Source organism: Pseudomonas viridiflava (assembly GCF_003702045.1).
In the GTDB taxonomy this organism is placed as follows: domain Bacteria; phylum Pseudomonadota; class Gammaproteobacteria; order Pseudomonadales; family Pseudomonadaceae; genus Aquipseudomonas; species Aquipseudomonas viridiflava_C.
Genome location: NZ_RBTP01000022.1, coordinates 180,415 through 192,658, shown reverse-complemented (window position 1 = coordinate 192,658; position 12,244 = coordinate 180,415). Strand labels below are relative to the sequence as shown.

Sequence of the window (12,244 nt, the reverse complement as noted above, 5' to 3'; positions counted from 1 at the left end):
GTTTATGGAGCGCTTACGGACAAATTCGCGAGACGATGAGCATGATAGTCTATGCTCGGAAAGGGTGACGGCTCACTTGGACCGTTTCCGGGGTCGCCGCTTTAGAACTTTTCAACTCCTCAAAAGGAGCCCTACAAGGATAACTGCTAGGTCACTCGAGCGTTAGTTCACACCGATGTTGTATTGCTACAATCAGCATAAGGGTAATATGCAGGAACGATTGTTTAAGCTCGCGGTAAAGTTCGGGTTCGGCGTCCTTCTCGCCAGGACCGATGGTTAAATCTGCATGTAGTGGGCCATCTTCGAGCGTTTTGATTGGCTTAGCTTGCTGCAGTAGTTGCTTGATGTGGAAGTCTGAGAAGTGAATAGCGCCAGATGTTTTTTTATAAACTACTGGTATCCAGTCTCCTAGACCTTCTATTTGTTTTATTAGCCATCTGTCAGAAGCTTTCTCTTTCGCTCCACGTAACTTAATATCTTTGATGTTTTTTCCTTGGGCGACTTGCTGCGCAAATGTTTCTGCGGTCATGCTATCTGTCTCATCTGCCCAGTAGAGTGCATAGGACCTTGCTAGAGTATCTAGATTTAACCGAACAAGCGTCATTGCCATTTGGCCGTTGCACGCTTCTATGGATTGCCTGAAGGCTGCTTATAAAGATAATGTTCGACGAGCGACAGCCAGTAAAAAATATCTTTCATGTTCGCGCTCGTGGGGAAATCTTAATATCTGTGCACATACTTCGTAAAGATCCTTTTTTGCTGTTTCGTACTGTGAAAAGTTGCCGAAAATCTCACGTTCTTTTGTATCGCTCATCGCCATTTTCCGCCTTTTTTTGCGCCGAGTTGCTGATTGTTGTGGGTTGCACGTTCCAAAAGAATAACAGATGCGACGTATATGCGGCAGGCAACACAGTCATGGAGGATTAGTGCCTGGTCTTGTTAGCTCAAAGTGCCCGTCCGTTGCCGCGCTGGTATAATAATTTCCTGCCAGTTGTGTTGAGCTAGCTTCGAAGAACTTCAAGTTGGCAGATCCCTCATAAGCCTCTCTTGTAGCAATATTGGTCTTCTTTGGCGTCACACGATAGAAGTAGAAGATTTGGGCCCGGCCGGATTCAGGATCTTTTTTTGGTACCATCGCCAGCGTCTGTGAATCTGAATCTTGCGACAACACCTCCATGCTCATACTCAGCCAGTTCTGTTTGATTATGGCTTTGGCACGAACTTCACCGCTCTTACCGTGGTTTCGGTAGTGGATCGTCATGTCCCATTCACCATTGAGGTCAGGGAAAAGCCAGCTATTCAGGAATGGCAAAAACTCCCAAACTTTTCTCCAGCCCCAATATGTAAACCCAATTACTACTGTATTAAGTGCAGCGCCGCCGCCTAATGCCATTCCAAGTATCTCGGTTTTTTGCTCGGAATGAAATCTGCTGATTATTTCATAACTCCCAATCACACATACACAGTATGCGATAGCTATGAAGCCAATTAGCCGTAGCGGATATAATAGTAAAAACATCTATGTTCTCTCGGAGAAAATTTCTTGGCCATCTTTAAATATGACAATACCTAATGATCCAGTGGCAATGCCGCATAAAAGCACTTTTGAAATGGTTGATCCAAATAGTGCTGCCAAGTACCGTCCGCCAAATTTCCTGCTTCTATTTATAAGCGCGGTTTTCGATACAGGAGGAGAAAAATATTGTGACATTGCTACTAGGCGGAGATCAGGCGTCAGCACATGGAACCCGTCGTGGAGGTCGTTCGTTACCTTAGAAACTCTGGCCAAGGATAAAGCTGCATCCTCTTCTTCAGGGATCTCGATCTCCAGTCTGAGCGGGACTGTGGGAAGCTCTGTATCCGGATTGCAGACAATCACGCCGACCCCAGTAAATTCATCACCTGCTAAGGTTCTCGCTCGACCGAGCATTTCTACTAATTCACTAACCATGACAACGTCGCTCCCCTTTACGTCTTCGCACGATACCATTCTGGCTTGTGGGCCGACTCCAATGCCTGTACGGGATCGGAAAAGAAGCTAGCCCTTTGATCGGTGACGCTAGTTCAGCACCTCATCCGACTAGCTTCGGCTGTCCTACAAGATCGCTGTATCCAGCGTATTCCCTCGCGTCACGGCCGGAAACGATTCTAAACGGCCGGTACAGTATTTTTTGGTTGCGACTTGCCTAGCCGATGTTACGTGAATGGTATTATAGTGCCATTAAAGAAGCCAAGAAATTGGGGAGCTGACAAGGATGCCGACGCAAACTGCTGAAGACTATCTCGCCGCGCTTGCAGATGAGCTCGCGATCAGTGAGGCCCGATACGATCAAGCGTGCCGGAGCTATGAGTCTCTAGGGGCATGGTTGCATCGTGCGGAATCTACCGTCGTTGGCTACGATCCGCAGGTATACGTTCAAGGATCGTTTCGACTAGGTACAGCAATTCGCCCGCTTAGTGATGAGGAGGAATACGATGTTGACTCCGTCTGCTTGCTCCGTCTCGGAACCGGAGACCAGACCCAGCAACAACTCAAGGCGCTGGTCGGCGATGAGGTCAAGGCTTATCGTAACTCGCAGAATATGGTGAAGCCTGTTACCGAGGGGCGCCGTTGCTGGGTCTTAGCTTATGCAGACGGTGCTCAATTTCATATGGACATCGTCCCTGCAATTCCCAACGCAACCCCACAGCGCCTACAGCTTGAAGCGCGTGGGCTGGATCTGAAATGGTCTGAGACAGCCATGATCATTACCGATATTAGGTCACCAGTCTACGAGGTTATCTCTAACGATTGGCAGCGCTCGAATCCCAAGGGATACGCGGAGTGGTTCAGGCAACGTATGGGGTCGGTGTTTGAGAAACGTAGGCGCGTGCTCGCGGAGTCGATAAAAGCGAGCGTTGAGGATATACCTGACTATAAAATTCGGACGCCTCTCCAGTCGGCCATAATGATTTTAAAGCGGCATCGGGACGGGATGTTTGTGGGACGCTACGACGAGCGGCCGATTTCGGTAATTATCACTACGCTCGCTGCCCATGCTTACAATGGTGAAGAGAAGATCGCGGATGCCCTCTTTTCAATCCTTTCGCGTATGGATCGATTCATAGAGCACGACGGGCATAATTGCATCATTCGTAACCCATCCGACCCTCTCGAGAATTTTGCTGACAAATGGCCGCAACATCCTGAGCGAGAAGCAGCTTACTTTGAATGGCTTGGGCAAGCTCGCCACGATTTTGGGGAGCTCGCAGGGCAGGTTGAAAGGCGGCGTCTGATTGAAAGCATCCAACCTCGCATGGGGGCAGTTGCGGAAAGAGCCGCTGCTCGTCTAGGGCCGCCACCTGGAAGCATGTTACGCCCCGCGGCGGCTGCTGCTGCCCTAGGCGCTGCGGCTTCCAGCGCGCCAGTATTTCCGAATACCCGGCGTGAGCCGACATCGCCAAAGGGTTTCGCTTGATCTGGTGGGCAGATCAACCCTCTCGGGCACAATTCGAGCGAGCCTCGGTAGCGGATCTGCTCGATCGGAATTCGTGGCTGTCGAATATCGAGTGGCGGTTTGTGGCTAACCTCCAGATCGCGGTCGACTTCAATCTTGAGGTGGGGGAACGGATTGTCCCGCTAACACTTACCTATCCCGAATTTTTCCCGGACGTGACACCTTCTATTGTCCCGCGGGACGGAGTCCGCATCTCTGGCCACCAGTATGGTACGGCCGGAGAGCTATGCTTGCAGTATCGCCCTGATAATTGGACGTCGGATGTCACCGGCGCCATGATGATTGAAAGTGCCTATCGCCTGCTGTCGTCCGAGCATGAGACAGGGGCGCCTGCTCCTTCAGATCACAACTCTTTACCAGCCCAACGAACTCGGGGTGCGCTACTGCGGTTCCTCTACTCGTACGACGTTTGGGCCGGTCTATTGATGGTCGAGGAGGGCAAGGTAGTTGAGGCCGAGATCCAAGAACACGACTTCGCAGGATTTTACGCTGCCCAGCTCTCGCGTATGGGCCCAAAAGATGCACCTTTATGGTCCGAATCTAATAAGCGCGGGTACGGCGTCCGTCTGCTGAGCGCCTGGGTTGTCCGTCTGCCTGAGGGCGCGTCAGCAAAAAGTAAGACGCTTGAGGAGCTGACTTCACTACTTCAGCATCACGGTTTTGGACCTACGGCAGCAGAGCTATCGGCAGTGTCTTGTGCCGTGGGGGTCATCCTCTTCGATGGCATAAGTATTCAAGCTCAAATGGTGATCGGTAGTGTGGAATCCCGCTTGCTTATCAACTACGACTTGGTGTTCGCCGAACACGGTCGTGCGCGCCTAGATCCCGAATATGCTCGTTTGGCAGGAGCGAAGGTCGCGGTGGTAGGATGTGGCTCTGTCGGGTCGAAGGTCGCTGTGAACCTCGCCCGTTCGGGTGTGGGTAGGTTCGTGCTCATCGATGGTGACGTCCTCGCGTCCGGCAACTTAGTGCGCAACGAGCTCGACTGGCGGTCGGTGGGGATTCATAAGGCACCTGCTCTCGGGGCCCGGCTCAAGGAGGTCAGTGCTGATTGCGACGTCACTAGTCGTACCACAGTCCTAGGAGGCCAAGAGAGCGGCGGAACGATTTCCGCCACAGTGAGCGACATCGCGGAGTGCGATCTGATCATAGATGCCACCGCTGATGCGACGGTGTTCAATTTATGCGCGGCGATTGCGCGCAGGGCCGAGAAGCCGATGTGTTGGGCGCAGGTATTCGGGGGCGGGGCAGGGGGCATTGTCGTACGCCTACGTCCTAAAATGGATCCGACGCCACTTACTGCCCGTCAGCGTATTGAGGGCTGGTACGCGGAGCAGGGTGTTGAATGGCCAGATGACGGGTCTTCGCAGCCGTATACGGACAGCGGCGGGGTAGGAATTCCCCTTATTGCAGACGACGCGGATGTATCGGTCGTTGCTGCGCATCTGTCTCGGTTTGCAATCGATATCCTCGCCCGTCCCGGCGCGACAATCTTCCCGTTTTCTGCTTACTTAATAGGGATGGCTGAAAGGTGGATCTTCACCGCCCCGTTTGACGTGCGACCGATCGATCTCGGAGAGAGTGATGCTTGGGGCTCCGAGCCAGAGGCAAGCGACTCGGATGCGTTAAGGCAGCTGCTTGCAGACCTACTTCCCGGAGCGTCCGATGCGGGTTGAAATTGCGCGCGACGTTAAGGCCAAGCTGCGGCGGGCGCTAATAAGTGCGGGTCGCCGTGAGATCGGCGGCGTGCTGATGGCCGAGCAAGTCGAGCCAGGCTTTTTCCGAATCGTTGATCTTTCGATGGACGATCAGACTGGAGGTCAGGCCCATTTCGTCCGTAGTCCAGAAGCTCACGCTGGAGCACTGAGCGAGTTCTTCAACCGGACGGTACACGAGTATGACCGTTTCAATTATCTAGGGGAGTGGCACTCTCATCCGCGGTTCCCCGTAACACCTAGCGTTCAGGACACGCTCGCAATGAATGAATTAGTCGAGGGCGAACGCGACATAGGATTCGCTGTGCTCTTGATCGTTCGACTGCACTGGTGGCACAGGATCTCCTGTTCTTGCACGCTCTTTTCCCGAAATACTAACCCCTCGCCTGTCGAAATTTTGGAGAAATGACATTGGTCACCTACTTCTTGCGATCGCTCATCGACTGGATCTTTCGGCGACGATCAGCAGGTGTAACTCTTGTAAAATTTGGGGTGCCTCTCTTCGCCCTAGTTCTCGTGGGGCTCACCGTCGGCGTAACGATTCCTACATCCAATGGGCCGTTTATCTTCAGCTGGGACTCGGCAAGTGGCGGCTCTATGGCCCTGAGTTGGGGCGTGTTTCTGATTGCAAGCCTCATAGTCTTTTTAGGATTGGCTCTGATCATTCGCGATATTCGTCTGGAGAGCCGCCAAAAGGTAATTGTAGTTGAGGCGAGGGGGTTGCGTGATTGGCAGGGGCAGCCGTTGATAAAAGCAATCCCGACCTCTATGCCGGGACGGCGTGAGCAGGTGGTGGTTGATGTAAGGCAGGGGGTAGTAGATGGTCAGATCATCAGCCCGGAAGCCGCACTGCGCCGTATTGCGAGCTTGCCTGACGATATTGCGCGCCGTTGTGACGGCCTAGCCAGGGCGGATATTTCGTTCGTGGTCGGTGGGCTCGCACCGGTACCACTTCTTTTCCTTCTCGGCGTGATTGTCGACGATGAATCAAGAACGTTCATTATGGATTGGGATCGCAAGCAGCATATGTGGCGCACGCTCGATGATGAGGATGATGGCAAGCGTTTCGTTGTTACTGGTCTTGGAGCTGTCGGCGCAAAAGTGCAGCGCGTGGCGCTCTGCATATCGGCCTCTTACGATGTGCTAGACGTTGATGTTCGCCTTGTCGAGTCGGATATTCCGATTGTTAGGATGGACCTCGCCGGACGTAGTACCAATTCGCATTGGTCCGAGAGAAAGCAGCAGCAGCTCGCGCTGCAGTTTCTAGACGTTGTGATGTCTCTGGCTCGCGAGGGCGTGACTGATATTTCTCTGTTCTTGGCGGCCCCTGCGAGTATTGCACTGCGGTTCGGTACGCTCTATGACAAGCGAAATCTTCCGCGGCTTGAAGTGAATCAGTACGAGCAGAGCGATCCCAAACGTTTTCCTTGGGGCTTGCGAATGCCTGTAGCAGGAGCTCTTCACGCTGAGCTAACGCAGCGCTAATTTTTACATAGTCTGGGCCCAGGTATTTGCCTATCTGCTTCCCTATGATGGTAGCGTCAGCGATTACGACCTCATAGAAATGGCAACCTTATTTAACGGAGCGTGGTTTTTCCTCATGGTATTATAAATTTTTTATATTTTCGTCCTTAAAATAGGCGGGTTTACTGGGTAGTTGATAATAGAGTGGAGTGATCCCGCGTCCGGCATTGCCCGGCACGATCTAGCAAGAAACACTCTGGAGCCCGCGTAATTGCGGGCTTTTTGGGTCTGGCAAATTCTGGCAGCTGACCAAAATTGTCCGTTCAGGTTATCGTAGGTAAACGTTAGGTTTAACCGCAAGCGGTCTATCCGGATGCGCTAAGCAGCCGCTAGGCAATATGTCCCAGCAAGAGTCATTGGTATGCCAGCCGCCAGCTCCCGACAAGAAAAGGGTTTATTTCAGTGAGCGTCCTGGATCGAACAGCTGCGAGTGGGTCAAACTGCTTGGGCTGCAATTTTTCTGTGTTCAAGTTTCAGTGCGAATTTTCAGCAACCATCCGCTTCCATTCCGGTAACTCAGGTATTAGATGACTACGCTATTTGCTGTCGAATCAATCGACGTCGACCTGCCCGTGCTTGGCCGAAGGCGCCTAGAGTTTGTCGATGCCCCTCACGCCTCCTCGCGCATTACAGTTCTTGTCGGGCGAAACGGTACCGGAAAATCGACGATCCTGCGCGAGTTGACGATGTCGTTTCGTCAATATTTTGCGGCAAAGGCGCTGCGTAGCCGACAGGGACTTGGCCGTATTTCCGAGATTAGGATTGTCTCTGATCAACAGCGAGAAATTCTCGCAGTGGAATCCGATGCCACGGCGTTTCGCAAAGAGCGAGAGGAGATTCATCTGCGTGGCGGTGGCCCGACTAGGTTGATTGCGCTGTCCTTCACCCCCTTCGATAAATTCCCTCCACTAGACGATACTACCGATCTTGGTCATCCCGAGGCGGTAAAGCCCTTTTATGTCTATCTCGGTTTCAAGAGCGATTTTCGTATGTCGCCGCGGGCGCGTTTGCTCCGCTCGATCGATGCGTTGGCGTTTGCAGACTCTACTGTCCGGTCCGACGGTCGTGTCGAACGCGCTTTCGCGGCTATTGGCTACGCGCCGGTTATCCGTCTTGGTTATGCCTTCGACTCAAAAGGGTCTCGCATGAGTGAGTCGCCAGTTGATGGCGCACGCATCGAGATGCTTGCCGAACAGCTCAGGGCGGTCGCGGGCCGGCCTCCGCGCATTCAGCGTACGTCGCTATCGTATGAGATCGACTTCCGTCACGGTCGCCGCGATGCTTCCATACCAATCGATTTCGAGGAAATCCGAGAACTTACCCGCGCGCGCGTCCTTCGACTCAATTCGGTGACACTCGATCGCATCGATGGTGGCTCAGTCGAATTGCTCGAGCTGTCATCGGGCGAACTCAACCTGCTTTCCGGATTTCTTGGCTTGGCCGCCTTTCTCGAAGACGGAAGTCTAGTGCTCATTGACGAGCCAGAGAATAGCCTCCATCCAGAATGGCAACTGCGCTATGTCGAGATGCTTGAGGCAGTGCTCGAGCAGCATCAGGGTTGCCACTACATAATCGCAACGCATTCGCCACTCATTGTCAGCGGCGTCGCAGAACGCGACGCTAAGGTGCTGCGCCTGGATCAGAGCCAGATCGAGATATCGTCCAAAGCCCTTGCCAACGCATCTCCTGATGCAACCTTACTCAATGCCTTTAAGGTTGTGACCGCAAACAATAACTTCCTTAAGCAGCTGGTACTCGAGGCGCTGGCTTTGATCGACACAGGCAAGCATCGAAGCCAGCGCGCTAAGGAAATCGCCGCCTTTCTAGCCAGCATCTATGAACAGGTGCCTGCCGACGATCCACTACGCGAACTTATCGCCAACGTCGTCCAGTCGATCCTGCTGCCATGAGCGTCGAGTTTCTGGACTGCGAGGAGCTTGAGCTCGCAGCGGTTCGCGCCGCGGTGGGCGAGGAAGATTATATTCGCTGGTTCGATACGTCCGATATAAAACAGCGCATCAAAAAGGCCATGATGAAAGGGCAGCGCCTGCGCTGCTGTTATTGCCAGCGGTTCAATAACACTATCAATAATGGACGCTGGGATCTCGAGCATATCCTGTGCGAGCGATTCTATCCGCAATTTTTCACGGTTAGCGGCAATCTCGCGATTGCATGCGACGCATGCAACAACGCCAAATCGCAAGAGGACATTCTGCTGCCCCAGCCTCGTCCCGATCCGCGTATTGAGACTCTCCCTGACGAGCCTGCGCGATATTCGATCCCGCATCCGTATCTGGATGACTGGGCCGCGCATATGCAGCATGTGAACTATCAGATCTATAGATCTGACACCGACAAGGGCGTGGAACTCCTTCGGGTGTGCAAGCTAAACAAGCAGGCGATCGAGGTGGCCGGCCTCGACCACGATACGCTAGTGGCGGCGGTCCGCCGAAATTATTTTGACACGATCGGAAATCCGATCGATGTGCCGCTCCTCGATGCGGAAGTCGTGGCGCGGATGGCTAGCGTCGTAGATGCACAAGCGGAACTTCAGATTAAAGCCTTGCTCGACGGGCTCGAAACGGTTCTCACCCGGCTTTCGCGAGCAGCGGGTAGACGGACGCCCGAAAAGGCTACCGAAACAGCGGTAGCATTGGCTGCTAAACGCATCACTGCAGCCAGCCCGGCCACGCTCGGAGTTTCAATGAAAACCGCGGCAGGTGCTGACCTCGCAAAGAGTCGAGCACGTCCGCCCCGAGCCGCATCCGCGACGACGGTGCCGCCTCTGGGCCTGCCACGACCGCAGGTAAGAACTGGCCAAATTCTGGCGTTGCCGCCACCACAAGCAGATGATTTAGCTGCCGCGCAGTCTGAAGCGGAACCCGACGAAGGCTGAGATTGCAAATGTAGGTGCCTACGCACGCTATGCGGCTCGGCAGGCTGCCTCGCTCGCAGCACCTGTGAAAAATTGGTTCGTTGAAGCCCCCTGGAAAGCACGGAGAGGCTCCTTATTGATGCTCCCCAGTGAAAATGCTAAGCGTCCACTAGCCATCCAGAATTTGCCGTCGCACCCAACGAGCGGAAAAGGATGAAAAGTCCCAGGCCCGTCCAAGTTCCAACATCCGTCTGTAGTCGCGGAAAATCGTTGTTGAGCAGCAAGGGGGAGCACTTACGGGTCTTTAGTTTGAAATATGGTATAAATTACGGTGCCGTTGATTCCAAGTTTTCATAATTTACTGATAAATAACCGTTTTATTGCACGGGCCGGAGTACTCTGCAGGTTGGGCCTGAACATTTGATCTTCCCTTTCGGTCTGAACGAAAGCCAACTAAAAGCGGTGGAGCAGGCTTTCAATTCGCAGATAAGCCTCATCGAAGGACCGCCGGGTACGGGTAAAACGCAGACTATTCTGAACATCATCGCCAATATCCTCTTGCAGGGGAAAACCGTTGCGGTGGTGTCCAACAACAATGCTGCCGTGAAAAATGTCTATGAAAAGCTGGGTAAGGTAGGGCTGGGCTATCTGCTCGCCAATCTGGGCAATAAGGATAACCGTGAGGCGTTTTTTGCAAATCCCTCTTTGCGTCCGACAGCCGAGCCCGAGCCAGCGCCATCGATCGAGAGTATTCAGAATGTCCTGCAGACGCTGAAGGGTTATCTGGGCGCACGCAATGCCGTGGCGCAGTTGCAGATAGAAATCAACGAACTTGAGATAGAGCGGCGCTACCTTGTGCAGTGGCAGCAGGAGAATGGTGTGATAGCGCCAGCTTTGGAACGGTACAAGCTGTCGCCACAAAAGGTCACAGACTTGATGGCCTATCTACAGCATATTGCAGGGACGCGGATAAGGATTAAAGACAGAATCGAGCTGCTTTTCAATTTCAGAATCCTGCGTACGCGACCGCTTGATAACTGGGAAAAACGCAAGGCTATCTTTTACAGTTTGCAGCTTCACTACTACGACAAGGTGCTGGCGGAAAAAAGAGCCGCCTTGAACCGACATGAGAAAGCGTTGCGTGTTGGCAACTTCGATGCGTTGCTGAAGGAGCTGACCTCTTCTTCAATGAAGTACTTGAAGCATCAGCTGCATGCTGACCTTGCAGATGACCAAGGCTTTGATGTGAAGACTTATCGCGGCCAGATTGACGCGTTCTTAAAGCGCTTTCCGATCATTGGTAGCAGCACCCATTCGATCATCAACTCCCTCGGACGGGGCACGATTCTGGACTACATCATCATTGATGAAGCCTCCCAGCAGGACATTGTTCCGGGAATATTGGCGTTGGGGTGTGCGAAGAATCTGATCATTGTCGGCGACAGGAAGCAGCTTGCGCACATTCCTGTGGAATTGGGTATTGACGTGCCTGCACCCTTTTACGACTGCGAAAAGTACAGCTTGCTGGACTCATGCGTCGGTATTTTCAGTGGTGCGATCCCCGTGACGCTGCTTAAGGAGCACTACCGATGTCATCCCCGGATCATCCAGTTCTGTAATCAGCAATTCTATGACAATCAGCTTGTTCCGATGACGCAGGACAAGGGTGAAAAGCCGTTGACACTGCTCGTTACTTCGAAGGGAAATCACACGCGCAAGAACATCAACCTCAGGGAGCTGGATTCGTTGTTGGCAGTGCTTGATAGGGAAGGAGAAAGCGCCTGGGTCGGCGAGGATGGCAGAGGGTTTATGGCTCCGTATCGATCTCAGGCTGATCTTTCAAATCAACATTTGCCTGAGGACTTCGTGAATGACACGGTGCATAAGTTCCAAGGCCGGGAGTGCGATGAAATCGTTTTTTCCACTGTGCTGGACAAGAAGAGCAGCCTGAGACGTCTAAACTTTGTGGACGACGCGCGCATGGTCAATGTCGCAGTGTCCAGGGCTAAGAACGGCTTCACGCTGGTCACCGGGGACGATGTATTCGCCTCAAGCAATGGCCATATCGCCGCGCTGATCCGCTATATGGAGTATTACGCAGAGGATGGACAGGTCCATCGTGCGCCAGTCATCTCTGCATTCGATCTGCTTTACAGGGAATATGATCGTTCACTTGAACGTCTCAACAGAAGGCTTCGTCCAAGCGACTCGGTATACAAATCCGAACAGATCGTCGCGCAGATACTTCGTGAGACGCTTGCCCGAGAATCCCTTGCGGGTATTACATTTCACCGAGAAGTCGAGCTATTACAGCTGGCATCGATTGCCAGCCAGGCCTTCACGCCTCGAGAGCTGTCTTTCATGAGGAATGAAGCCAGTTGTGATTTCGTCCTTTACTTCAAGGTTGGGAAAAAACCGTTGGGCGTTATTGAGGTCGATGGCGGATCACATGAGGAGGCCGAGCAGGCAGAACGAGATGCTGTAAAAAACAGTATTTTACAAAAGTGTGACATTCCATTGCTTCGTTTGAAAACAATCGAAAGCAGTATCGAAGAAAAGGTGGCTGTATTTTTGGCCCAGTGGGCGCGCGCCGCTGAGAGTGAAGAGATTAGCAATAGCGCGACATAATTCCT

At 52.9% G+C, this 12,244-nt stretch carries 10 protein-coding genes; 7 read left to right on the top strand and 3 right to left on the bottom strand.

Annotated elements, in window-relative coordinates:
• Nucleotides 1-151: 151 nt before the first annotated feature.
• The 3 genes from ALP40_RS08885 to ALP40_RS08875 form a co-directional block, all read right to left on the bottom strand.
• Nucleotides 152-529, bottom strand: a complete 378-nt coding sequence (locus ALP40_RS08885; protein ID WP_147478303.1) for a hypothetical protein — start codon at nt 527-529, stop codon at nt 152-154.
• A 384-nt stretch (nt 530-913) separates the two neighbouring features.
• Nucleotides 914-1,519 carry a hypothetical protein gene (locus ALP40_RS08880; protein WP_122207920.1) on the bottom strand — a complete coding sequence of 202 codons (606 nt, stop codon included), beginning with the start codon at nt 1,517-1,519 and terminating at the stop codon, nt 914-916.
• Nucleotides 1,520-1,951 carry a hypothetical protein gene (locus ALP40_RS08875; RefSeq protein ID WP_147478302.1) on the bottom strand — a complete coding sequence of 144 codons (432 nt, stop codon included), beginning with the start codon at nt 1,949-1,951 and terminating at the stop codon, nt 1,520-1,522.
• Nucleotides 1,952-2,255: 304 nt separating this feature from the next.
• Here ALP40_RS08875 and ALP40_RS08870 point away from each other — a divergent pair, with 304 nt between their 5' ends.
• The 7 genes from ALP40_RS08870 to ALP40_RS08840 all read left to right on the top strand — a co-directional run bounded on the left by ALP40_RS08870 (nt 2,256) and on the right by ALP40_RS08840 (nt 12,239).
• Nucleotides 2,256-3,458: a nucleotidyltransferase gene (locus ALP40_RS08870; protein ID WP_122207918.1), complete on the top strand. Its 1,203-nt coding sequence runs from the start codon at nt 2,256-2,258 to the stop codon at nt 3,456-3,458.
• Nucleotides 3,455-5,173, top strand: a complete 1,719-nt coding sequence (locus ALP40_RS08865; protein ID WP_122207917.1) for a ThiF family adenylyltransferase — start codon at nt 3,455-3,457, stop codon at nt 5,171-5,173. Before ALP40_RS08870 ends, ALP40_RS08865 begins: the two co-directional genes overlap by 4 nt.
• On the top strand, nt 5,163-5,621 hold the full coding sequence (locus ALP40_RS08860) for a Mov34/MPN/PAD-1 family protein (protein WP_122207916.1): 459 nt from the start codon (nt 5,163-5,165) through the stop codon (nt 5,619-5,621). Before ALP40_RS08865 ends, ALP40_RS08860 begins: the two co-directional genes overlap by 11 nt.
• Nucleotides 5,618-6,697 (top strand): SAVED domain-containing protein, encoded by a 1,080-nt coding sequence (locus ALP40_RS08855; protein WP_122207915.1) that lies wholly within the window; start codon nt 5,618-5,620, stop codon nt 6,695-6,697. Before ALP40_RS08860 ends, ALP40_RS08855 begins: the two co-directional genes overlap by 4 nt.
• Nucleotides 6,698-7,263: 566 nt before the next feature.
• A complete protein-coding gene (locus tag ALP40_RS08850) occupies nt 7,264-8,646 on the top strand; it encodes an ATP-binding protein (protein WP_122207914.1) in 1,383 nt (460 codons plus the stop codon).
• A complete protein-coding gene (locus tag ALP40_RS08845; RefSeq protein ID WP_122207913.1) occupies nt 8,643-9,632 on the top strand; it encodes an HNH endonuclease in 990 nt (329 codons plus the stop codon). The genes ALP40_RS08850 and ALP40_RS08845 overlap by 4 nt, the downstream gene beginning before the upstream one ends.
• Before the next feature lie 378 nt (nt 9,633-10,010).
• Complete coding sequence (locus tag ALP40_RS08840) at nt 10,011-12,239, top strand: AAA domain-containing protein (RefSeq protein ID WP_122207912.1); 2,229 nt, start codon at nt 10,011-10,013, stop codon at nt 12,237-12,239.
• The last annotated feature ends 5 nt before the right edge of the window (nt 12,240-12,244 follow it).

Excerpts from the sequence above, each read along its gene's own strand:
- ALP40_RS08885 (WP_147478303.1), bottom strand. The coding sequence starts at position 529 with ATGACCGCAGAAACATTTGCGCAGCAAGTCGCCCAAGGAAAAAACATC.
- ALP40_RS08855 (WP_122207915.1), top strand. The coding sequence starts at position 5,618 with ATGACATTGGTCACCTACTTCTTGCGATCGCTCATCGACTGGATCTTT.
- ALP40_RS08880 (WP_122207920.1), bottom strand. The coding sequence starts at position 1,519 with ATGTTTTTACTATTATATCCGCTACGGCTAATTGGCTTCATAGCTATC.
- ALP40_RS08860 (WP_122207916.1), top strand. The coding sequence starts at position 5,163 with ATGCGGGTTGAAATTGCGCGCGACGTTAAGGCCAAGCTGCGGCGGGCG.
- ALP40_RS08850 (WP_122207914.1), top strand. The coding sequence starts at position 7,264 with ATGACTACGCTATTTGCTGTCGAATCAATCGACGTCGACCTGCCCGTG.
- ALP40_RS08875 (WP_147478302.1), bottom strand. The coding sequence starts at position 1,951 with ATGGTTAGTGAATTAGTAGAAATGCTCGGTCGAGCGAGAACCTTAGCA.
- ALP40_RS08845 (WP_122207913.1), top strand. The coding sequence starts at position 8,643 with ATGAGCGTCGAGTTTCTGGACTGCGAGGAGCTTGAGCTCGCAGCGGTT.
- ALP40_RS08870 (WP_122207918.1), top strand. The coding sequence starts at position 2,256 with ATGCCGACGCAAACTGCTGAAGACTATCTCGCCGCGCTTGCAGATGAG.